17 protein-coding genes are annotated in these 24,306 nt (G+C 46.7%); 1 reads left to right on the forward strand and 16 read right to left on the reverse strand.

The window, feature by feature from the left end; translation table 11 throughout:
• Positions 1–12: 12 nt before the first annotated feature.
• Positions 13–1,275 carry a PocR ligand-binding domain-containing protein gene (locus I2B62_RS12340; protein ID WP_195269370.1) on the reverse strand — a complete coding sequence of 421 codons (1,263 nt, stop codon included), beginning with the start codon at positions 1,273–1,275 and terminating at the stop codon, positions 13–15.
• Between the two features lie 93 nt (positions 1,276–1,368).
• A complete protein-coding gene (locus I2B62_RS12345) occupies positions 1,369–1,968 on the reverse strand; it encodes a D-Ala-D-Ala carboxypeptidase family metallohydrolase (RefSeq protein WP_195269371.1) in 600 nt (199 codons plus the stop codon).
• Positions 1,969–2,115: 147 nt separating this feature from the next.
• On the opposite strand from I2B62_RS12345, the gene I2B62_RS12350 reads away from it, so the two are divergent.
• A complete protein-coding gene (locus tag I2B62_RS12350; protein WP_195269372.1) occupies positions 2,116–2,988 on the forward strand; it encodes a DMT family transporter in 873 nt (290 codons plus the stop codon).
• Between the two features lie 43 nt (positions 2,989–3,031).
• Here I2B62_RS12350 and I2B62_RS12355 read toward each other — a convergent pair whose 3' ends face one another.
• From I2B62_RS12355 to I2B62_RS12420, 14 genes are all read right to left on the reverse strand, one after another.
• On the reverse strand, positions 3,032–3,268 hold the full coding sequence (locus I2B62_RS12355) for a DUF2922 domain-containing protein (RefSeq protein ID WP_195269373.1): 237 nt from the start codon (positions 3,266–3,268) through the stop codon (positions 3,032–3,034).
• A gap of 14 nt (positions 3,269–3,282) precedes the next feature.
• Positions 3,283–3,510: a hypothetical protein gene (locus tag I2B62_RS12360; protein ID WP_195269374.1), complete on the reverse strand. Its 228-nt coding sequence runs from the start codon at positions 3,508–3,510 to the stop codon at positions 3,283–3,285.
• An 86-nt stretch (positions 3,511–3,596) separates the two neighbouring features.
• Positions 3,597–4,241 (reverse strand): sigma-70 family RNA polymerase sigma factor, encoded by a 645-nt coding sequence (locus I2B62_RS12365; RefSeq protein WP_195269375.1) that lies wholly within the window; start codon positions 4,239–4,241, stop codon positions 3,597–3,599.
• A 158-nt stretch (positions 4,242–4,399) separates the two neighbouring features.
• The gene (locus tag I2B62_RS12370; RefSeq protein ID WP_195269376.1) at positions 4,400–4,804 is read right to left on the reverse strand and encodes a hypothetical protein; all 405 of its coding nucleotides are present in this window, start codon (positions 4,802–4,804) and stop codon (positions 4,400–4,402) included.
• A gap of 8 nt (positions 4,805–4,812) precedes the next feature.
• A complete protein-coding gene (locus I2B62_RS12375) occupies positions 4,813–5,580 on the reverse strand; it encodes a phage antirepressor KilAC domain-containing protein (RefSeq protein WP_195269377.1) in 768 nt (255 codons plus the stop codon).
• Between the two features lie 280 nt (positions 5,581–5,860).
• The gene (locus tag I2B62_RS12380; protein WP_195269378.1) at positions 5,861–6,415 is read right to left on the reverse strand and encodes a hypothetical protein; all 555 of its coding nucleotides are present in this window, start codon (positions 6,413–6,415) and stop codon (positions 5,861–5,863) included.
• A gap of 148 nt (positions 6,416–6,563) precedes the next feature.
• Positions 6,564–7,775 (reverse strand): nucleotidyltransferase family protein, encoded by a 1,212-nt coding sequence (locus I2B62_RS12385; protein WP_195269379.1) that lies wholly within the window; start codon positions 7,773–7,775, stop codon positions 6,564–6,566.
• Positions 7,772–9,475, reverse strand: a complete 1,704-nt coding sequence (locus I2B62_RS12390) for an ABC transporter ATP-binding protein (RefSeq protein WP_195269380.1) — start codon at positions 9,473–9,475, stop codon at positions 7,772–7,774. The genes I2B62_RS12385 and I2B62_RS12390 overlap by 4 nt, the downstream gene beginning before the upstream one ends.
• Before the next feature lie 103 nt (positions 9,476–9,578).
• Entirely contained in the window at positions 9,579–10,016 is a 438-nt protein-coding gene (locus tag I2B62_RS12395) for a S24/S26 family peptidase (RefSeq protein ID WP_243259510.1), read from the reverse strand.
• Positions 10,017–10,026: 10 nt separating this feature from the next.
• The gene (locus I2B62_RS12400) at positions 10,027–11,076 is read right to left on the reverse strand and encodes a radical SAM protein (RefSeq protein ID WP_195269381.1); all 1,050 of its coding nucleotides are present in this window, start codon (positions 11,074–11,076) and stop codon (positions 10,027–10,029) included.
• Positions 11,076–11,339, reverse strand: coding sequence for a PqqD family protein (locus tag I2B62_RS12405; protein ID WP_195269382.1), 264 nt, complete (start codon positions 11,337–11,339; stop codon positions 11,076–11,078). Before I2B62_RS12405 ends, I2B62_RS12400 begins: the two co-directional genes overlap by 1 nt.
• A 1-nt stretch (position 11,340) precedes the next feature.
• Complete coding sequence (locus I2B62_RS12410; RefSeq protein ID WP_195269383.1) at positions 11,341–12,213, reverse strand: hypothetical protein; 873 nt, start codon at positions 12,211–12,213, stop codon at positions 11,341–11,343.
• Between the two features lie 193 nt (positions 12,214–12,406).
• Positions 12,407–22,648, reverse strand: coding sequence for a right-handed parallel beta-helix repeat-containing protein (locus tag I2B62_RS12415; RefSeq protein WP_195269384.1), 10,242 nt, complete (start codon positions 22,646–22,648; stop codon positions 12,407–12,409).
• A 345-nt stretch (positions 22,649–22,993) separates the two neighbouring features.
• On the reverse strand, positions 22,994–24,223 hold the full coding sequence (locus I2B62_RS12420; protein ID WP_195269385.1) for a site-specific integrase: 1,230 nt from the start codon (positions 24,221–24,223) through the stop codon (positions 22,994–22,996).
• Between the last annotated feature and the right edge of the window lie 83 nt (positions 24,224–24,306).

Below are 24,306 nucleotides of genomic sequence, written 5' to 3' on the forward strand. Positions count from 1 at the left end.
TTTTCGGTTTGCCTACTCGATAAAGCGGTTCCGGTATTCTTTCGGCGTGACGCCCAGATATTTTTTAAACACCTTTGAAAAATAGCCCGGCGACTGGAAACCGCAGTGCACGGCGATCTCCTTCAGGGTGAGCTCCCGTTTTTCCATGAGCCGCACCGAATTTTCCACACGCACGCGCGTAATATAGTCGTTCACCGTGTAATTAAAGGTCTCACGGAACAGATGGCTGAGGTAGGAGTCGCTGAGGCCCACCTCGGCGGCAATCTCCTCAATCCTCAGCACCTCCCTGTAATGGGCGCCGATATACTCCCGCACAGCCTTCAGCACGCTGAGGTGGGAGGTCTCGCTCAAAATAAAAATGTCCTCCATAAACTCGCCCACCATGGCAGTAATCCTGTCAAAGAGCAGCTCAACCTCACGGATAGCGCCCGCCTCCATAAAGAGCTTTTCACTCTGCATCACCGCGATGTGGCTGTCCAGCCCCGCCTCCACAATCGCCCGGGATACCAGCGACATAAATTCCAGCACCCTTACCTTGACCCGGTCCAGGCTGTAGCCCGCCAGCACATAGGTATCGGTCAGAAAGCCGGGCAGCCCCTTCATCACCTTGTCCCGCTGCCCGGTGCGGATGGCCTGCAAAAGCATTTTCTCTTTTTTGAGATGGCGGTCATACTCAAAGGGGTCCTCCAGAAATTGGTTCTTCCGCTCATCCATATGGTTCAGGATCACCCTGCGCCAGGCTTCTGTTTTCAGGCGCTCGTCATAGCCCCCGGCGCTGGCCTTGGACAGGTAATTGAGTATGGCCTGGAGCATGTCCGCCACAGACTGGCTTTTATGGGGCGACAGCACCTTGAGCTTTTTGGCCTTTTCACACAAAAGTCCAAAATTTTCAATGTCCTGGTTCATCTCCTCCAGCTCCTCAATAAAAAACTCGTCGATCTCCCACAGCAGCACCTGGCCGCAGATCAGGCAGCCCACGCTGCAGTCCTCCACCAGGATGGGAACCGCCCACATGACCAGACCCGCATGGCACCTGAAAAAATAAGGCTCCTTCCACTTGGCCGCCTCCTGACAGGCCTGGCGGTAGGAGGCTGTGCAGGCTTCGCCGTTACAGGACCGGACGTACTCGCAGAATTCACACTCCTGCAGATTCTCAAGCGACAGAAAGGTCTCGCCCTCAGGGTCGATCCCTTTTAAATAAAGTCCTGTGGCGTTGGAAAAGCACTCCAGCATGTAGCGCGTATACTTTTCATCTAAAAACTCAAACCCCTTCATCCTGTTCCCCCTTACCCTGTAATCGTTATGCCTATTATAACAGAAATCATAAAAAAAAGCTGCGGACGCAGTATTTTGCGTCCGCAGCTTTTTTTATTCTGTCAGCTCTACATGCACGTAGCCGCTGCTGTAATAGGGCAGGACATTAAGCCCCACCGCCTTGGCCATAGCGGCCAGATCCCCCACTGCCACCCCGGGGCAGTAAAGGTCCGCAGCACGGCCCCGTTTGTGAAAGGACCAGGAAACGCCGCCGACCTCCTCATTCCTCTGCGCGCAGCGCACGCCTGAGGTCAGGATCACAGGCTGCCCGCAGGCACAGCGCAGGGCCTCCACCCGTTCGGTGAGCCCGGGATCAGGCATCACCGGAAAACCGGAGCAATAGCCCGCGCAGTCGCAGGCGTACTCCCAAAGCCCGAAGTGCTCCGAAACCATTGGTTCTTCCGGCGCCTCGGGCTCTGGCTCAACCGGGGAAGGCCCGTCCTCCGGCTCCTTCTTTTGGGTCTCAGAGCTCTGGGCCTCCCCGGTCTCCGGCAGGGTTTCCTCCGGCGAACCAACCTGCTCATGGGCTGTTGGCTCAGGGCTTTTCACAGCTGCTTCCCGCCCTTGGCTGCACGACTGGAGCACAGCGGCACCGATGACCAGACACACCACCAGCCCCATAAAGATCAAAATCCGCCTGTAAAATTTCTGCATTCTGTAAACCTCCTTCTATGATTCACTACGTCTGTATAGTGGCATAAAAAGCCGTTTCTTACGGTTTGGGATTGACAAAAGCGCAGACCGCCGATACAATGGTCTGAACGATCCCTTACTTTCCTGCCCGATACCAAAGGAGACCCCATGAACAAACAAAAGCTGCTCTTTGCCCTGGCCATGCTTATTTTTGGGAGCATCGGCCTCTTTGTCCGCACCCTGCCCTTCACCTCAAGCCAGATCGCCCTGGCCCGGGGGCTCATCGGCAGCGCCTTTCTTTTTGTGTCCAGCTTCATTCTTAAAAAGGGACTCTCTCTCAAACGTATCCGAAGCAATCTGAAGGTTCTGCTCCCGCTTGGCGTCATGCTCGGTTTTAACTGGATCCTGCTTTTTCAGGCCTATAAGTACACCAGCATCGCCAATGCCACTGTCAGCTATTACTGCGCGCCCGTCTTCGTCATGCTGCTGACACCCGTGATCTTTAGGGAGCCCCTGACCCACACCAATGTGCTCTGCATCTTTGCGGCCATGGCCGGTATGGTCTGCATATCCGGCGCGGGCGGCACCCTGGACCGCCTGAACCTCATCGGCATTGCCTATGGCTTTGGCGGCGCTGTCTTTTACGCGGCCATTGTCCTGACCAACAAATTTTTAAAAGATATCTCGGATTTTGAAAGCGCCTTTACCCAGCTGTTTATCGCCGCTCTGGCGCTTCTGCCCTATGTCCTGCTGACGGACGGCATCCACCTTGCCGGGGCTGGTCCTACCGCGGTTCTGCTGCTGATTCTGGTGGGTGTGGTGCACACTGGCTTTAGCTATCTTCTGTACTTTGCCTCACTGCCCCGGCTGGATAACCGCACCATTGCCACCTTCAGCTACATCGACCCCATCTCAGCTATTTTACTGTCAAGCCTTTTCCTCGCCGAGCCCGTGACTCCGGTGCAGGCAGGAGGGGCTGTGCTCATACTTGGCGCGACCCTGGTAAACGAGTTGGCCGGGACAAAAAACAAAAAAGCCTGATTTCTGGTATTAAAAAAAGAGCGGTCTCCCGCTCTCTTTTAATTTACGCTTCCTCGATGGGTATATCCGTGGTTTTGGTCTCTACCTTCCTGGCACCAGCCACTGCCGACAGGCCAAAGCCCTCTGGTGCGAAGATGTCCTGTGTCAAAATCGCTTTGACCCCGGTGTTGATCTCGGCGTCGGTAATGTCCTCCCGCAGGTCTGGAATGGTGAGATTAAAATTCTTGCCGTCTGCGCGTTCATAGGTTACAATCAATTCTTTACTTGTCTTTTCTGCCATTTTCTATTTCCTCCTTATTCGCCTGTTCTCATCAGTTCTTCGGATACAATTTTTTCCTTTTTCTCCATGATCGGCTCCTGCATCTTGGCGATGGCTTCAGCCGTTGTCACAAAGGCTTCATCGGTGACGTCTGTTCTCAGATCACCGTAGGTTTTTGTCTTTTTCACAATTCTTCCACCCTCTTCACCGAAGTTCAGGATTGTTTTCATATCCACCGCACGAATCACTTTCTTAACTGCCATTTTTTCTGGCCTCCTTTGTTTTATTACCGCTTGCTGCGGCTCATGGTTGTATAATGGCAGGCACCATAAAATCTTACGGTTTCTTTTTAAACTTTTTTCATGAGGCAGGACAGACGCCGCAGTCCCCGGTGAAGCAGCTGGCTCACAGCATTCTCGCTCATCCCCCACTGGGCTGCCAGATCCGTGACCCGGCGGCCCTCAAGGTAATGTGCCCGGATGGCCCTGCGCTGCCGGGGTGCCAGACATTCCACCAGCGGCTCCAGGCTTTCACTCCGGCGGGCCCGCAGAGCATCGGCCTCCCGGTTCCCGATCACCTCCTCCACGCTGCTTCCGGGCGCGGCAAGCTGTTCCTTCAGCGCAGGGACTTCGCCGCCGGGATCGCTGTCCAGACTCAGAGCTTTCTTCTCTGAATGCCTTTCGGCCTCCTTGGGCTTCTGGACAAAATGGTAAAAGAGCTGGCGTTTGATATAGGCGGAAAAGTACACGCCTTTTTGGGGCTCGTAACACCTGAGCGCGGTCAGAAGCACCAGGCAGCCCTCCTGCATGGCGTCCTCATAACACGCCCAATCGTAGACGTAACGCTTAACCATGCTTTTGATCAGAGGGGTGTAGGCGATAAGCAGCTGTGTCTGGGCTTCGGAATCGCCCAGCTGCCCACGTCTTACCAGGCTGTTGATCAGGTCATACTGTTCATCTTTCTCGTTTGCACTCACATCTTCAATATCTATCATTAATTTGGCCTCCTGATTTATAAAAGAATAATATAGGTATTGTTAATAAAGTATTTATGGTGGACATCTGTGACCCCCTGTCCGCACCAATTTTGGTCTTTTCAGCCTTTTAGGTGTCTGTGCTGTCCGGCAGTCAAATTTATCCACAGTTATCCACATTATCCACAGCCGTTATCCACAATCCTGTTGACAATCACATAGACCTCGAGAGGCTGCCCTGAAACCGTGGTGCGGACAGCGGGCGCGACGTTGTCCGCAAAGGGAATGAGCGTATAAAGGCCCTGGGATTTTCCCTTCACCGCTTTCTGATAACGGATAAGGCCCGCGTCCTCCAGCTCCTTGCGGTGGCGGGCAATGTTGCGGTAGGTGTTGTCCATGACCTGCTCCAGTTTCTCGGGCCGCACGAAAAACTGTACACGCCAGAGCCAGTCGCCGTTTGCGGCAAGATAGGCGCAGCGGCTGCACCGGTACAGCAGGTACTGCCACAGGTTTCTGGCCCCCTGGCTGAGCTTGTGTTCTGTGAGCCACTCAAACCAGGCATTCAGCTCATTAAAGTATTCCACAGGTCTGCCTACCGGATGGCTTCCAGGCCTTTTTCCATGAAAAGGCGGATAAAATACGCCTGTCCTTTTGGCGTCACGCAGGTGGTGTGGTCCAGAAACACCACGCCGGGCTCAGGCTCGAAGATACTCTCGCGCACCTCGAACAGGCCAAGGTCCATGGCCCGCTGGGTAGGGATGTTGTTTTCACGCTTGCTGTAGCACAGGTAGCCGTTTCTGCGCATCCAGCTCATGAGGCGCTTCTGCCCAGTATTGATCTTCCGGCCGTTTTCCAGCCGGATGTTCTGGACCAGCGTGGTGAGCTTTTTCATGGAGATATTGGTCTCAGACATCTGGATTCCACGCGCGAAACGGGCCAGGTCGTTTTGCGCCGCCAGCGCCTCCTGAAGCTTTACAAGGTTCTGAGTCTGCGACACAAGGGCGTCGGCCAGGCGGTCCTCGTGCAGTTTCTCCGCTCCGCTCATACGCACGGCGGGCAGCACCTCGTCATAGATCCAGGCCTCAAAGCGTCTGGCGGCTGGCAGCTTGCTGGATACCACCAAGCGGTACAGATCTCCCTCCGGAATAAAGAGCATTTCCATCTGCTTGTCCGGGCTCTGAGGGTGGGCGGCGAACCGCTTTTCGGCATGCCGGCAGTGACGGCGCACCGCCTCGGACGGACGGGCATATCCCAAGGCTCTGGCCGCGTCGGCCCCGTTTACCACCACATGTCCTTTTTCGTCGATCACGCGGATCCTGCCAAATTCATCATTCACAAATTCCTGTAACTGTAAATTCATTTCTTCCTCCGATAATTGGATTTTGAAGCGCTTCCTGTACTTAAGTAATCCCAGTATACAGCAGCCCGCGGTTTGGCGCAGATGTCAAAAAGGCGGTTCACTGCTTTAAAGGCAGTGCTTTTGGCTTTTTTTACTTCTCATTGTCGTGTTTCCTGCGCAAAAAGCGCTTTATTGAATTTTTTCCGCCATTTTTACCTGAGCTTTAAAAAAGGCCTAGAAAATTGAAAAGCGGTGTACGCCGTTTTGGCGTACACCGCGATATCCTGTGTTTTTGTGCTGACTATTTCTTTTTATAACAGAAATGTGCCATTGCTTCTTCAAAGAGCCTCCTGCTCAGGCGCATGAGCCTGCTAAAGCGCTCAGGGTGGCTGTCCTGCTTTCTGGGAAAGAAAAAGCCGCAGTATTCCAGACCCTTAGCGCTGACCACGCCGCCGCACCTTTCGTACATGGTCGCGTTGTAGCAGCCATAGGCGGTATCCCGGCCCACCTTTTCGGTACGGCATTTTGTCTCGACCATCACATCCTCTGTCGCCTGAATATAAAAGGGCAAATGCCCGCCCTTCTCAAGGTGCAGAAGCTTTTTTGTCTTTTCCCGGGCCAGCTCCCGCGTCATACAGAAATGGGCCAGATAGGCCGGAAGCACCGCATCCCGGTAGGACGCCGTGACCATGACCGGGGCGCGGCCCAGAAAGGCCACGGCCGTTGCATCGCCATGCCCGTCCTGATAAAGAGGCTGCATGAAAGACACCACATAATCCTCCAGCACCCTGTCAAAGGCCTCTAAATCCATCACCTCAATACGGCCCTCTTCAATGAGCGCCATCACATTTTTCATAACGATCTCCTTTTAAAAAATATTTACACAAAAAAAGAACAGAAGGGCAGAAAATAGCCCTACTGTTCTTCAGGTGTCAGTGCAATTAATCCTGTCGGGGGCACCGGCCCCCTATTCAGTTCGTTCTCTCAGAAAAAACACGCTTTTTTTACAGGCGGCTTTTTTCCTCATGCTCCGGCTCCTGTAAGCCAGACCGCTCATAAAAGCCCTTGGCTGTTGCCACCTCCTGCTCCGAGGTGCTGCGCACTGCCCGCACACGGTGCAGCGTACGGCCTGGCCGTTTGACCATGGCGCGCACGCCCCGCATCACCCAGGCTGCGGGCAGCAGCACAGGCCTGCCCTCCACCCAGGGAAAGACCATGCGCATGTGGTCCATGCCCGGAAACAGGGTGCGCCAGAAATAGCGGCGCTGGATGGCCGAGAAGCGCTCCCGCTCATCATAGACACTGGCAAAGGCAGAAAGTTCCATGTTCTGTGTTGTGCCATAGGTGCCATTGCCCAGAATAAAGCGGCCCATCTCATCAGTGACCGCATCGCCCGGGGGCCCGTCAAACCAGACCTCTGCCAGGCGGGCAAGGTTATCCCCAAAGGCCTTCAGGCCCATGGTCTCAAGTCCTTGGCCGATTGCCTCCCAGTCCGCCGTCTCTTTGTAAAAGCGCCGGTATACCCACAAATCCATAACAGAACGGATGCCGGTGCCGCCCTGGGCGTAATGCTTGGTCAGGTGCGCTACCATGTACAGGTAAAAATCCTCCGGTGTCATGGCGTACACACACTGGAAGCCCTCCTTTAGCGCTGCCCGGTCAAAAATATGGTCGAAATACCCGCCGAAGCTGTATTTTTCCGGCAGAATATTGCGGTGTATCTCCAGATTCATATAGGGCCTGCGGTAGTAGACATCGTGATTGCCGCCCTCATGCTCGCAGGAAAAGCCCATGCCGGTCAAAATCTGCTTAACCGCCTTTGTATTGGCGTCGTCCACCAGGATATCCACATCGGCCATGAGCCGCATATCTGGCCTGGGGTATGCGTATTTGAGCACAAAGCCCTTGAGCGGAAGCGCACGGATGCCCCGCTGATCAAGGTCTTTGAGCAGTCCGGTCACAGTGACATGCTGGGTGGCCTCCTTGGCAATACCCGAGAGCCTGGCCTGCTTAAACCGCTGCCGGACGGCCTGCGGGGGCTGCTCCTCCTCCGCAAGCTTTTCCAGCCCGTAGTCGGCCATGCCCGCCACCGAATGCCGTCTGGCTTCTTTATAGATCGCTTCCCAGTCGCAGCCCGGCTCTAGCGGTTCGGGTTTCCGGTCCTTTAGTACCGCCGCCAACAGCTCTACCACATAACGTTTTTCATCTCTGATCATTTTACTTCTCTCACCCTTTTTTCCATAATTATTTTTCCGTCTGTAATGCGCAGCACCACATCACAGACGGTGAGGGCTGCGGCCTTGTGCGTTACGATGAGGCAGGTACGGTTTTTGAGACCCTGGATATTTTTAAGCACCCGCTTCTCCGTCTCCCCATCCAGGGCAGAGGTTACCTCGTCCAGCAGCAGCACCGGTGCACCGCCCAGCAGCGCCCGGGCAATGGCCAGACGCTGAATCTGTCCCTCGGACAGGCCAAGCCCCTTCTCGCCAATGACCGTATCCATTCCCATTGGCAGTTCTCGGATAAAATCCATGGCACAGCTGTGCTCAGCCGCCTGGATGATCTCCTGCTCTGTGGCTTCAGGGCGGATAAATGCAATATTTTCCCGGATGGTGCCGGACAATAGAAAATTGCCCTGAGGCACATAGGCGAAAAGCCCGCGTGTCTGCCGGTCCACCGCGATCCGGAAGCCGTCGTCCATCCTCAGCCCGATATGCCCCGAGTCCGGCGTGAAAACCCCCAGCAGCAGCTTGAGCAGCGTACTCTTTCCAATGCCCGAAAGCCCCGAAATCACGGCAAAGCTGCCCCGTTCCAGATACAGATCTGCCTGATCAAGCACCCTGTCTCTGTCATAGCGGAAGCACACCTGCCGCAGCTCAAGCCCCACCATGTGAGCGTAAAGCGCATCGGCGTCATAGGGCTGGCTGTCCACGGCCGGTTCGTCCGGCAGAGCCTCGATGTCCATCATCCGCTCCGCCGAGGCCAGCGCCCCGTAATACTGGGGTAGCATGCCCGAAAGGCCCACAAAAGGCGACTGCACCTGGTTGACCAGCTGCAGCACCGCCGTCAGGGTTCCAAAGCTTATCGTGCCCGCAATCAGCCCCTGACAGCTCCACATCAGCGCGTACAGGTAGCCCAGATTAAAAATAAAGCCGATGCCCGTATTGGCCGCCACACTGATGGTGTTCTTTCGTATTTTTTCGCTGTAATTGTCCTGCTGAAGCTGCCGGCCCTTGGCCTCCATGGCCCCCTCCACCTGAAAGGTGCGGATAACCAGAAAGCTCGAAAGCAGCTCCTGCAAAAAGGAGCGCACCTGTCCATCAGTCTCCTGAACCCGCTTGTGCAGAGCCTTGAGGCGTTTCCTGAAAAAACGTGTGACCACAAACATGACCGCCCCGGCCAAGGCAAAGATCAGCGAGAAACGCCAGTCCAGCACACAGAGCACCCAGAAGGCCGACACGATCTTGGTGATGAGCCCGGAAAAGGTCGGTAGCAGCGAGGTCACGCCGTTTGCGATGGCCTGCACGTCGCTGGTGAGCCGGTTGAGCAGGTCACCGCTGTGGTAAGCCATGACAGCCCGGTAATCCTTTTTTAAAACAGCGGACAAAAACCGCGATTTAAAGCCCATTTCCAGCTTTCCCTGGATTGCCGCCTGGGCGTGGCGGCAGTAGGCCTGGAGCAGTGCCTGAAGCACGATAATACCAAAGAAAACCGTACTGCGCCAGACAAGCACCTCCGACCCCTCTGCCGTGGCCCCGTCAATGACGCTCTTTGACGCCAGCGCGAAGGCCACCCCCATACAGGCCAGCCCCACATTGGCTAAAACCAGCAGCACACAGGCCAAAATCTGCCCTCTGGCATTCTGGTAAAGCCAGGAAAAAACTTCCCGATCAGTGTAAGTGCGTTTGGTATTCACAAAATCTCCTGTCTCAAAGCCCCAGCCCTCTGCACCCCCGCCATCCCTGAAAGAACGGAATCATCAGAGGTAGAGACATTGAGGGTACAGAGGGCTGGGGCTTTTATTTAAAACACCGCCGCAAACGGCCGGGCAGCCCCCGCCCCCGCAGCACAACATACCGCACCGGATACAAAAGCCACCATATCCGGCAGTACAGACGGTACCAGGGGTTTTTGCAGGATATGTAACGGCCATCACGCCAGAAACCCTTGACAAGGCCGATGATCTGGTCGGAACGGATGCCTGTTTCGTTCACAAGCTGATGATCTCCCCGGAGGGTATACGTTGAATCCGCGTGTACCTTTACCACCCGATGCAATACGTACTGGCCATTGTCTCTGATGTAAAACGGCAGATCGTACTTGCGCAGACGGTTCGGTGGTTGTACAATACAGACCTGATCCTTGCGGTCGCGGAGGGTGGGCAGCATACTGGTACCGGCGGAGGTGAAAATGACTTCGCCGCCTCTGCCAAGCTTTTCCTGCATCAGTGGATGCATATCTTTTAATCTAATTCTTTTTGATTTCATTTAACACACGGTTATTGTGAGCCAGTGCTTTTAAGTAAGCGCTGCATTTTGCTGTACTGCCTGTTTCAGAATAAAGATTTGCCGGGCATTTCGTGCAGTAAGCATATTCTTCGCAACTCAAACAGTCTTCACAGGCCTCAGCATTCTTTACTTTTTGCTTTAACTGCTCCCATGCCACTTCAAAGCCATCCTTAAAAGGTTCGGTATAAAAGCCTGTGAACATGGGACAGGTTGTCATCTTACCTTCGCTACTCACAAAGAAAGAACTTTTTCCGGCCATGCACCGGAAGCACTGCTCATGACACTCTCTGGTATCCTGCTCTTGTATACCTATCAGCCCCTGCTCACAGAATAACTTTTGAAATTTTAAAACCTTCTCGGGCGGTATACGTTTAAAGCTATCCATCTGACCAGGGCAGTCCCTTTCCGGGCCCATGTATCCGCTAAAACGGAAAGAAAGCCTATGGTCTTTTACATACTCTGCAATCTGCTCATAGTCTCCCGCAAGTGCTGGCAGTGCATTGGTTTTTGTCTGAACTGGCAAGCCCGCTTTCTGTAAATTATCGATTGCTTCCATGACCCTATAATAGGCATCGCCATTGCCGCAAATTTGCTCGTAACGCTCGGCTGACATTCCATACAAGGTAATATCGATACTGTCTGGGGGGCGTTTTTTGAACAACTGCAAATAGCTGTCGTTTAGAAGGGTACCGTTGGTGAAAACACAAATTTTGGTTCCCATATCGTAGGTTTTTGTATAGATTTCTTCAAAATCAGGCCGCGTTAAGACTTCACCGCCGGTAAAGTTAATATAAAACACATTATTTTTTATGCATTTTGTAATAAACTCTATCCATTCATCTGTTGACTTTTCGTCTAATAAATCTAATTTGTTACGTTCTCCATTCAAATAGCAAAACTCGCACAACAAATTACAACGTTTTGTGATTTCTAAAGTGGCACTAAATGCTTTCCCTTTACTCACACTCTCTTTAGCAAGATATTGAATAAATTTTTTATATATACTCATTAATCTAAGAATCCAGCTTCATCAATTTTTTTTATAAATTCTTCAACATCTACTTTTGCGTTTTTCTCAGAGACATCATAATTTTCCAATATTTTTTTCACCAAATCTTCTTCCGATATAGCAGTTTGCATATTCTCCCAGAGAAAAGCAGCTACTTCATTTAGATTAATGATCCCGTTTAAATCAAAAGCATTTTCTCCAACTGGTATTACTATATGCTCATCTGCGATATTTCTTAATATAAAACCATCTTTAATTTTCATTTTATCCTCCAAATACTGCTTCATAAACAGTTTTCACTGCATCATTATCAATCCTACACCTCATTTCATATACTGGAATCTTTCTTATTATTTGATCAATAATGCAGAGTATTTTATCCACTTTTTCATTATTATATTTAGGTATAATTGCTTGAAAAAATAACTGGTTAACAGCCTCTTTATTACTTAATTTTCGTATCGTATTTTTCTCACCCTGTTTCAAAAAAACAATAGCCGCAATTGGTGCTTTTATATTCGAATTTATTCTGCTTGATCCTGCCCATGGTGTTCCATATGCATAAAACTTATCAATTACTTGACGAATAGCTGGTGTATCATCATTAAAAATATTCACTCTATCTTTTCCAAAGTACTGTAACCATAAGTTGGTATGCGTCGTTTTTCCAGTTCCGCTCGGAGCTGAAAAAAGTATTGCTTTATTATTTACTGATATTGCCGAAGCATGGAGGCAAAATCCATTATACTCTACCAATGCTTTTGAAAAGACATAGCCGGTTTGATTGTATTCCCAATCTTCCAATGTCATATTAGGCTCCTTTTTTGTTCTTCCTGATAAAAAGATTTTTGTATCGTTGCTCTTTTTATCAAATTCAATATTTAAAATACACTTTTTATTTTCTTTATAAAAAAAGCTAATGGTGTCATTATTTTCCATAATATAAGTATCTATAATTGAATCCGGTTTAAGTACTATATTATTCTCTGGTATTATTATATTTTGAACTTTCTGAGAAATAATTGTAAAGTCTTTATTATCTAAATAACCATCTTTATATTTTTCTAGTTCACTCTTTAGTATTTTACCAAAACAATCTATCTCTATTGATATGTCTGCAATTTTATATTTATTCATATTAAGCTAGTGTTTAAGAGGGCAATTATGAATTGCCCTCTTAAGAATTTTTAACCTACAATGCAAGAATCATCACAACTTGTGAATTGCAGATTAGAAGCTGCAATAGATTCAACTATTTCAAATTCTACTATTTCTATTTCAGGTTTAATATATTTTTTCATTTGCCGCACCTCCTTTCAAATTAGAACATTTATTTCTGTTGTTGTACTGTAATGCTGCTGTATGTTGTTTTGATTTGTCCGTTTGCAATATCTTCATAAGTTAAATATGCACGAATTGTCGCACCACTGTTTTGGGAAATACCGCCTAACATAATAGATGTCGTTCCACTTTCGGATATTGACTGTAATTTTCTCGTCGTCACGTTTTCTCCATCAATGACAAACTGGCTTTCATCAGGACTTATTATAAATTCTTTTTTATAAATAAATCCAGCCTCTACAAATTTAAATCTAGTTGTATCTACTAAATTATTTGTAGCTGTAAATCCTAATATTCCATTACCTGGAGAAACAAGCACAGTACTTAAGCTGACAGTAGGTTCATCTATAACTGGTTTTTCATTCTGATAAACCGCATACAAATGTGTATCCTGTGTTACTGTGAAGTTATATTCAAGGTTATATCCTACATAATCGCTTGTGGCTTCTGTCTCATTACCAAATTTCCATCCGGCAAATATCTGATTCGCTTTCGTTTCTTCGGCAATGGCTGTTACCTGATCTTTATAAACCACTTCGCGTGTTGTTTCATCTGTACCTTTAAATTTAGCATCATGCAATGTCACGGTATAATTACTCTGCTGTTTTTCAAAGACTGGATAAATGTCCATATCACATTTTACAACAGTATCTTTAGTAACCAGAACCGGTGTACCATTTTGATCGTAGTACCAGCCTTTAAAATCATATCCTGATAATACCTGAGCTGCTGGGAAGTCAGTTATTGTACTGCTCGCTTCAGTGAGGTAAGCTTTGTTATAAATAACCGTATTATAAGCATCTCTGAAAGTTACCGAAGCAAGTTCCGGATCTGGCGTATAGAAAACAGCGGCTAAATTGATCGCACTGCTACCTGCTGTAAATTCATAATCTAAATTTTCAGAGACAATTCTGTTGCTTGTCGTATCATACCAATATTTAAATTGTGTATTGACTGCTGTTGCATTGACACTAGCTCTCAATTTTACGGTATCACCAATATTGACAGATGTTAAACCTGCTATACTTGGCGCCGCAAACAATTCATATTTGGTTCCGTTAAATTTATAGACTTTTCCACCGGTTCCATTGAGATTAACAGATAACTGAACCTTTGGTTTTGCAGAGAATGTAGCCTTAATTATAGTATTGTCATTTGCAACTTTGATGGCTTTAGTTATACGATTATTATCCTCAAACGTTTTTTCATTAATATACCAGCTATCAAAGGTATAATCCTTTGTTGGCGCTGCTGTTACTGTTACAGTATCGCCTGCATAGATATGACCATCTTCTGGTTTCGTCATTGTTACAGTTCCCTGCGCTTCATTACCGCTGACAGCTGTCACATTCGTGAGTGGTGTGATAATGCTAGTCGGTGCCTCCCATTGTAACTGTGGATAAGTATTACCTTCGGCGTTTGGTACATAGGTCCAGTTTGGTGATTCTGCCGGTTCTTCACTGCCCGGATTGCTGCCATCTAAGATCATGGCGAAGCGCGCTTTTTGCATATCAGCTGCGGATACAACGTGATTTGTGTAATCGGTGGTTGTGCCCTGGTAGTATGTGTTGGTTAATGTGCCTGGAAAACTTCCATCATTGGGCACGATTCCGTTATGAATTGTATAACAGTTTTCATATGTTCCATTACCTATTGCATAGGCACTTAGTGTGCCGTTCGTATAACAATTTTGCGCTGTGCCCTTATTGATTTCGATCAATCCTGATCCCAATGCCGTTAAATCTGAACTTTGATTTACATAGCTTATCTGTTTAACAAGACCGTTATTATATCTAACCAACGGACGCGGCGAGACAAATTCAAGGTCTTTGATGAATGAATTCTGTCCAATTTGTTCAAATAATGCGTTAGTCTGGTTTGAACTCATAGTGATGGTGTGCTTATTACCATTAAAGGTACCCGTAAAACCATTTGACCAAGAATCATCTGAATTTTTATAGTTCACCCCAATGCCGTTTTTTCCATTTTTATCTGCAATAATCATTTCTTCTGGCAATGTCAAATCTGCTACCAGTACATAATGTTTGTCAGCATGAATTGAATCTGCCATGTTTACTTTATCACAGAGTAACTTGAGCTGTTCTGGCGTCGCGATCTGGTACGGGGCTTCTAGGGAACCATCACCTACATCGAAAGTGTCAGTACGATGGGTTGCGGTCCAAATGTTGTAGTCTGATTCGGTTGTTGCTGCTTTGTATTCAAAGGTCGCGTTGCTGCCTTTTACAAAAGAATTCTGATCCGACAGATTGTTTTTTGCCTTAATGATAGACTGATTTTCGCCATCGTTGACACCACTGCCGTCTAACTGCACGGTAACATAATGTTTTACATCGCCGTCGAAGGTTTCTGTCTCACCAACGGGCACGACGAGTTTCCCTTTTGTGCTGCCTGCAAAACTTCCTGTAAAGACGACATCGCCGTCGGTTTTAATGTTGATACCATTGATGGAGATATCCTTGGTATCTAGTTCATATGGTTGACCAATTGTGCTCATGTCAATATTCTCTGTAATCACTGCACCATCCGGAATCACCAGAGTGTCTCCACTTTCTGGTTTAACATTTAACTCAGCATAAGGTTTATAATCCTTTCCGCCGTTAGGATCCATGTATTCTTTTTTATAAAGTGCATTGGCCACAGAATTAGCCGCATTTTTAATTGTTCCATTTTCATCCACTACTTTTATACATGCTTTCCAATCTGGACTATCATTGGTTCCAGCATTGTAAACTGTTTGTACGTTTGATCCGATAACAAGTGCACCTCTGCCAGTATCCTGTTCCTGCCGACAAGCCGTACCTGTTGTCGTATCTGCGGGTATTTCCATTTTTCCTGCATTCATTGTAAAAGAAGAAGTGCTGTCACTGCGCATATCAACCAAATATTGTAAACTTTTTGCTCCATTTACATATTCAGTGCTAAGAACACTGTCTACACCGTCAACAATTACATGATTATTTTGGGCTGATCGGTCGAATACGATTGTTCCATAACTATTGTAACCAGTTCCTTCTTCAAAAGATGTACGTCCAATCAATGTTGAGTTCATAACATTGATTGTTTTATTATCTCCTTTGATATTCATTGCAGCATAACCCGTCAATTTAGAGCGGTCAACAGTTAATTCTCCAGCGTTGCTTGCATTTCCGTAGAAATTCAGCGCATAATACTTGGTATCAATTTCTGTATTTTCTATTGCAGATAAAATACCCTCGGCTGCATACAGAATACCTCTGTCGTAAAAGTTATCAGATAATATTTTTGAATTACTCATATTTACAACGACATTATCCGCATTTGCAACAATACCAAGATGTCCTTTTTCTCCATCTAATTTAATATAGCTATTTGTTACATTTAATGCTGTACCTTGCGCTGAGCTTTTTAACCAAATGCCATTGGAACGCTTGTTAAATTCATTAGTTGTGTCATTCCCATTTGTTCCTTCGCCATTTTGGTATAAATAACAATTATCTAACTTTATTGCAATAGCTGGCGTATCAGTTGATACTAAAGCCGTAGCTACAGCGCCATTATCTTTAATTGTTAATCCCTTCAAAGTAGAATTTGCCTGTACTTCTATTTTTCCATTGATTACCACGCCGGTTTCCTGTCCTATAGCTTCGACAGCTTCCGGCTGTTCTTCTTCGTTCACAGATGCGTTAACTAGAACCGTATCATCTGTCAGACCATTGATCATCAGTTCCTTGTCGATTGTCAGGCTATCGGCTAGTGTGTATTCGTTCGCGGCCAGATTGACAATCCCCTTTTCACCAACTAAGTCTTTAACTGCGGCTAATATTTTGCCATTTTCTGTTGGGTCTTTCTCTCCATAGATGGTTGCTTCTGTCTGGTTGTCATAGTTCGTTGATGTCAGTTTATTATCTGTTTTATAGGGTCCACCATAATAGATCCCCTGGAATACAATGTTATTGCATCCCGGTGCATATTCTAAGTCTCCTTTAAATCCAACCTTAGATGTATTATTTTCACCCAAAACAGTGGCTGTTCCTTCATAGCTGCCAATAATACCACCAAAATTCAAGTTTTTATCTTTACGGTTTTGTGCTGTTACCTTTTCAATTGTCACGTCTGCATTACAATTACTAATGCTTACATTATTGGCAATACCAATGATACCGCCGATATCGCGGGCGCCTTTGACTGTAGAATTTTCAACAAAACAGCTTGTGATGCTTGCCTGTGTCGACCACATTGCTTGTCCCACAATACCGCCTGCTTTGTCTCCATTACCGCCTGTTGCGATATCGTTATTAACGGATTCAATCGTTGTGCCATTTACCCGACAGCCGCTAATACTTACTTTCGCTGTACCCTGGATCACTTGACCCAAAATACCCGCTACGCGGCCATATCCGGTTACTTGGCCAGCATTGACTGTAATCCCGGAAATATTAATATCTTTGCCTGCTCCCGCAACGGTACCGCCGACTAAAGCTCCAACATTTTTGCCCAGTGGGTTGGGATCCGGGCTGTCAGTAACAGCTGCTGAAATGGCTGTTACATGAGGCTGATCTAATATAACACGGCTGATTTCAGCCCCTGCTCCAATGGCTCCAAAGAGGCCTAAATAATTTTGTCCATCTTGACCGGTTACGCTCAACTTGGATAATTCATAGCCTTGACCGTCGAATTTTCCAGTAAACGGATGATCTTTCGTGCCAATCGGTGTCCAATTTCCAATACTGCTTAAATCAATATCATTTTTAAGTTTTATGGTTGCGTTGCCGTCTGCAAGCACCTTGCCAGTATCTCCTCCGATATTTACAATTTCTGCAACCCGCTGCAGCTCTTCTGCTGTTGCAATTTCGATTGTAATATCGGTACCGGATGGGTCTAGAACAGTCCAAGTGATATCCTGCTCTGTCAGAATATTTGCTTCTGTGCTTGTATTATTAAAGACAAATGTATCGACGTCTTCGCCGCCCATCAGTTCACGCGCTATAATCTTCGGCGCTGCTCCGTTATCCACTGTGTTTGCTGCGACATCTGTTAATGTGATTGTGTTTCGATAAGCGTTATTTTCGTAAGGCTTAACTTGTTCCTGATATCCTTTTACCTGATTGTCAATGCAGTTGATAACTGTCGCATCGGCACACATATTAAAGGTACAATTCGTCAATGTCACTGCACTTGGATATGGCCGAATATCAATACCATTTTCTGTGGTACCATCAGCTGCTGCTCTTTTGTCAGTTGTGAACGTTGTGTTTGATGCTTCAAAGCTGACTTTTTCGTAGTTTTCCTGCAGCGCAACAATAGCATATCCTTCAACTTGATAGTTGTTGTCTTTTGCGATGCCTGTTAATTTTGAATCTTTTACTGTAATATGTGTGTTTGTATCGACTGCAATTTCTTTACCGCCATTCAACTCATTATATAAAGTTCCGGCAGATGTCATAATGGCTGCCCAGCCAGTTATTTCGCTATTATTTTGTACAATTAGCTCCTGTTCGATATGGCGTAAGCCAATCCCGTAGGCGGTGGCAGTTATTTTTGCATTATCAATTGTAACTTTATCGCCTTTTCCTTCTAGTCGAATACCCGCTTCATAGCTGTAATTCGTGTTGTCTTTATTGGATAGATTCTCAATCGCGGCGTTTTTATAGGTTAAACTTGATCCATTCTTTGTAACGACAGCGCCACTTCCGGTGATGTCTTTTCTGACAGAAACGCCATCCATTACAACGTCTTTCGCACCGTCAATGGTCACCTGACCGTTGATCTTGGCGGTGCCCTGTGCCCCTGCCGAATTTGCCACTTCAATGGTGATGCCGTCGCGGATGCTCAGATCACCGTTGTAGGTATAGCCATTCTCGGTATAAGGTATGGTGACCGTGCCGCCATTGCCCACTTCGTTGATGGCGGTCTGCAGGTTATCGTAGAGCTTGGTGGTGCCGCCGCTTGTTTTTCCGATAATCGGGGCATCGGTTTTCACATAGGGGTGTCCCGCTGTGGCGGTGTTATCATAGGTTGTGTAGATAACAGTTCCTTCTCCTAAAGCGCCCTGTAATCTCAGGGTTGCCAGATTATTATGAACGCGCTTCATGTTTACGTTGTAGACTGGCAGCTCTGCACTATCGGCAGTGTGGGTGTTTTCGGAAACGGTTGGCATAAAGCCTTCCTGCATGATGGCTGGCAATGCCTGTACCTTGGAATTCATACGAATTGGCAGGATACGGATTAAGGCATCGGTGCCATTGATATTTTTGGTGGTTAAGGTGTTACCACTAATAACACTCTCGTACTGGATATTGGTCCAGGTCGAGCCAACAGCCATCAGGTCTGCCAGGCAGGCGTCATCGGCTGTCAGGCTAGCTGTGTTGTCGCTGATGTCATAAGCGCCGGTAATCTGGCTCAGCACAGCGCTGAAATTGCCAGTTATGGTGTTTCCTGTAAAGGTCAGCTTACCTGCCAATGTTTTCTGTTTGCTGATATCTCCTGAGTAAACAGTCCACGCCTTTGCTTCTGAAGTAAAGGTGGAGTCTGTGATGGTTACAGTGGCGTCTGCTGGCAATGTGTTGGTATCAAAGATATAATAATTGTCATTGACACTTCCCGCCACATTTACGGTACAGTTTTCCATGGCAAAGCCTGGCTTGTATACCGAGAACGCGGCACTGGAACCTGTGCGGTTTGGCTTGGTGACCTCAAAGGTAATGTTTTTAAGCTTTGTAGCCACACCGGTAATGATGGTACCGCTTTTTTCGATGCTGCCACTTCCATTGCTTCCGTTATAGTCTAAGGACACAACAGATGCCTTAGCTCCTGTCCCCTGGATGGTGATGTTATCTGGCAGGGTAACGTCATAGCCAATGCTAAAGCTGTTGTTATCCGTGCTTTCACCCAGGTAGATGGTGCCGCCGTTTGTCAAAGTTGTAACGGCGTCTTCGATGGAGCCGTAAATGGTAGCGATTTGATTATCGTCTAAGGTATAAACCTTATTGGTCAGGTCTGATGTGACCGACCAGACCGTGATGTTGCCCATTTTGGTGGCAACATAGGGAGCGTCCGCTGCCGTTGTCGCCGCTACTGTTACATCTTCTGCATTTTCCGAATAAATCGGCGCCGCCTCGGTCAAGTTGCTGTCACCGCTTAAAGTAAATTTCGCTGAATTGTCCGTTTTTTTGTCAACATTGACGCCGCCCCAGGCGTTTCCGCTGGTTTGCAGGTCGGTCGCTGTCACGCTTGAGCTGTTGACAATGACGCCTGCGGCTGCGTTGTTTGTGGAGATTACCTTGTCTAATGTGATATTATCTGAATTATAGATATTGATCCCACTGCCGGAGGCTTTTTTGGTGCTGTCAACCATGATATTTTCTGCTCCCTTAACCGTCAGGTTTTTCAGGGTAACATTCTTTGTATTCTCAATACTCACGAGCATCGCGTCGCTGCCATCACCGGTTGATACCCAGGCTGCTTCACCTTTTGTGATGATCACAGCACCAACCCCTTCTAAGGTTAGAGGCTTGGTGATGTTCAGTTTTGAATCGAGGGTGTAGGTGTCTTCAGCCACTTTAACCGTGCTGTTTTCATCCTTGACGCCATCCACTGCTTTTTGCAGGCTATATGCCTGGGCATTATCACCTGCAACAGCCACCGCCAATGTTCGATCGATCACAAAAGTGCCGTCTTTTGCCAGCGTGCGGTCCAGTTGATTTTCGACTACTGCGCCGTTGTTGTCCGCGCTTAATTGGCCGGCATCATAATGGGTTGATGTCTGGCTGTTTTCAATAATCGCAATATCAACGGCATTGCCTTCTTCAGTGCCAAAGGTGCCAAAGGTATTTCCGCTCATTACATAATTGGAGTTTGCGGTAATGACAAATCCTTTGGTTCCTTTTACCGTGTTGCCGCTTAAGGTACCGGTACCTTCAAAATAGCCCGGCTGACGAATATTGGTAAAGGTACAGTTTATAACGTTTAAGCCCTGGTTGTCGGCGTTTGGCACGACACCGCGAGTAACTTCATTGAAGCCTGTCTGATAGTGCCCTGTTACCGTGCAGTTTTCAATGGTCACATTTTCTCCTGCAACTTCAAAAGCGGTTAAATTGCGGGCACTGTTATCTTCTGCTCCTGTAAACTGTATGTTTAAGTCTGTCAGTTTTACACTGGCTGCATTTATTTTGAATAACGCGGCGGCCGTTTCCGTATTTGTACTGATGGTGACCTCCGCTGCCGCCGTAATGGTCATGGGTTTGTCGACCTGAATGGCGCCACCGGCTGCTGCATCAACGATAATATTATCATTGATGGTAACCGTTCCGTTATCCTGCGCATTTGATACAGCTTCGGCCAGTGATGAATACTGAGTTGTAGTTTCTCCATTTTTAACAGATATTGGCGCATTGCCGTTTTCTCCGCTTGCTTTTTTAAATGGATAAACCTGAATCTGTGTGCTTGATGCTTTGTTGCTGCCAGCATCTATATACACATTAAGTATAGTGTCGAAAGCTGGTGAATCACTATTCCAGTAATTATTGGTCAGGTTCACGGTATTATTTCCGACACCTGTAATTTTTACGATATCTTGGTCTTCTGTGTTTTCTGAGTAGTCTTCTTTTGTACATTTGTTTTCTGTAATGGTAAAGACCTTACTATCTGGGCTTGGCCCGTCAATTCCTTGTGTGTCAATACGAATGGCTCTTCCGCCTTCTTTGTCGTTGTTCGCATCCCAGTTTGTAACTGTATTATTGGTTACAATAACCTTTCCGCTATGGGCATTATAATTTGCGCCACCACTTACTTTAGCCAACTGAAATAAGATCCCGTTATGGTTCACATTCGCAATGCTGTTGCCTGTCACTTCGGCATCGTATGGATTTCTTAAATTGATGCCAGCTGAGCCGGCGCCATCAATTATATTATTTTTAACAATTACGCTGCCGCCAGGTGTCGTTGTTCCATAGGTATCTCCAAGCTGGTCAAGCACAGCAATGGCGTTATCTTCTACATTATAAAATTTATTATTTTCGATCGTGACTGTCTTTTCATCTGCCACGGTCAAACCAGTATTTTTAAAGGTAATTCCTTTAATCGAAATGGTGTTGTCTCTTGTTTTGGAATCGTCATAGCCAATATACATCCCTTTGGTTAATACTGATTCTCCTTTAACAAGTGCGCTTGCATCAGCCGCACCTACGATGTTTACCGATTTTTCCTGATTATGCGATGAATTTGGAAAGGGCTTTACTGCTTCATCATAGGTACCAGGCGCCAAATAGACGGTTCCTCCTTTTTCAACTGCTTGAATTGCAGCCGTAATAGAGGTATAAAGTGTTTTGACATTATTGGAAACCGTGTAAGCAGTATCTGAAATGGGCGTGTTACTCCAACGCTGAGCAGTCCGATTATCTGCGCTGACATAGGTATAATTTTCATATCCACTGGCGTTGACCGTGACATCCCCCTTATCAGATTGTATCTGTATAGCATCCCCCAGCACACTGTCACTGCTCATGGTAAAATTGCCAGCATAAGTATCGGATTTTTCGACATTGACCGAATACCATCCGTTATCCGCAGTCATCAGATACTGGGCGTCTACAGTAGAACCATTGACGATCAGACCGGCGCCGCTGTTGTCGGTACTGAAAATATTATTTAGGGTAACACTATTGGAACGGTACACATTGATGCCGTGGCCATAGGCCGTGCCGTTGTTTTCAAGGCTAATATCGCGTGCGCCACTAACCGTCATATTTTCAAGATTGACCGCGCCATTTTCAACACCTTTAACAACGATCAGAGACGCTGAAGATTTATCACCGTCTGCTGCCCATGTATCCGCGTTTTTCGCGATGATGGTGCCAAACATGTCGGAGCCGCGCAGGGTAATGGCTTTATCAATCACTAATGAGTTTGACAACTCAATATAGCCATCAATCTCAATGACTGCCCCTGGATCTGCAGCTGCAATAGCGTTGCGCAATGATTGCTCATCTGTTATGACTGTATTTGCTACTGCTTTGCTTGATCGCAGCCCGGGAACCTGCACTTCTTCTGTATCCTGACTGTTGACCGCCGACGGGTTGTCCGCCGTGGTATCCGTCAGATTGTCTGTTGTAATTTCCTGTTCGGTTTGCGTAGTCGTTAATTCTTCCGCAAACACTGAGAAATTCATGGACATGAATACCATCAATACTGTTAGCAGCATTGACAGGGTTTGTTTTAATTTAGACTTTCTCACTTTCTTTTTCCTCCTGTTTGAATCCCTGATCCCATAGACTTCCACACATTCCTGTTTTTGGCTCCACCTCTCTCTTTATATTAAAGTAAATTTAATTTTTATATCGTACACTATGTACGATTTGGGCTAAGAAATGGGCGGAGGAATAGGCGCCTCCTCCGCGATTACAAAAAGCTTTATATTCATGAGCACACAGCTCCGAATACCGTGATTAAAGGGTCATTTATGTGCAAAGCAAAGAAGTCGTGAATGTATTCGTGAAATCGTACCATTTCACGAATTTTAGACTCTAAACTGCTTATTTAAACCAATCAAACAAAATGCGACCACTTTTCTGACCACTTTCTATTCACCTTTATCTATTGGAAATTCTGATATTTTATTCATTTCGATACGGTCTTGCTCTGTAAGTGGATGGATATAACGTTTTAACGTTATTGCTATATTGGCGTGCCCCAGAATTCTGCTCAGAACTGAAATTTGCATATTTTTGCCTGCGGCTCTTGTGGCGAAAGTATGCCTTAAAATATGAAAATTTCTTTTTCTTATACCAGCGGTTTCTAAAATATGCGCAAAATAGGCCTGGTAAACTCTCGGATCAATGAATGACCCTTTCATATTTGAAAAAACAAACGCACTTTTTTCACTGAGATTTATTTCATAATCTTTCAGCAAAGAGTGAATTTCGTCGTTCATCGGAATAATTCTTTCAGAATAATAGGATTTTGTCCCTTCAAAAATCATTTCCGTTTTCTTAAGATTTTCTCCCGACGTATTGACACGGTGTACTGCATCGCGAATCATAACAGTCTTTTCCTCAAAATCAATATCCTGCCACCTCAGCGCTGCCAATTCTCCAAGTCGTATACCGGTCTTTAGCGCCAGCAAAACAGCGGTTGCCTTTATGCTGTCAGAATCCTTTTTTAGAATCATCTCAAGCTTCCGGCACTCCGCTTTGTCAAAAACGTCTGCTGCCTTTTTTCTTGTTGTGGGAATTTTCACCTCCTGACAGGGATAGGAGGCAATCATTTCCAGCCGAGCTGCCTCTTTTAATGCGGAGGATAATATTGCAATGTGCCGCTTAACGGTTGCACCTGACAATTTGTCCTGTCTTATTTTGTTCTGCACATACGTCTGAACGGTTTCGTTATCCAGTTCACACAGACGGTAGCCGCCTATCTCTGGAATTAAATGGTTTTGAATCACACTGCAATACTGTGTATAGGAAGATCTTTTAAGCTCCGCTTTTTTACTGTTTTCCAGCCATTCCACCAGCCATTCCTGCAAAAACAGTGAACTCCCCTCTGAGTTTATAATTTTCGACTTTTTTAGTTTTTCAGTGATGACGCCCTCACTCTTTTTATGTTTTTTATTTTTTCTTAAAACTCTTTGAAGCTCAACTTCTTCAAAATTTTCTTTTTCACAACATTCTAATTTTTCAACTACCTTCTGGTAGGTTTTAGCATACAAATACCGATAGACCGCTTTGCCGTAAATATTGTTATAACCCACAATACACCGCGCTTCATAACGCCCGTCCGCTCTTTTTCGTACATTTTTTCGGTAATGCTTCATTCTTTTTTCCTCCCTTGGTACGACCATTTTTTTGACCATACTTTTGTTAATTATATCTAAAACAAAGGGTAAGAAATGGAATT

Origin of the sequence: Eubacterium sp. 1001713B170207_170306_E7 (assembly GCF_015547515.1) — a bacterium.
Lineage (GTDB): Bacteria > Bacillota > Clostridia > Eubacteriales > Eubacteriaceae > Eubacterium.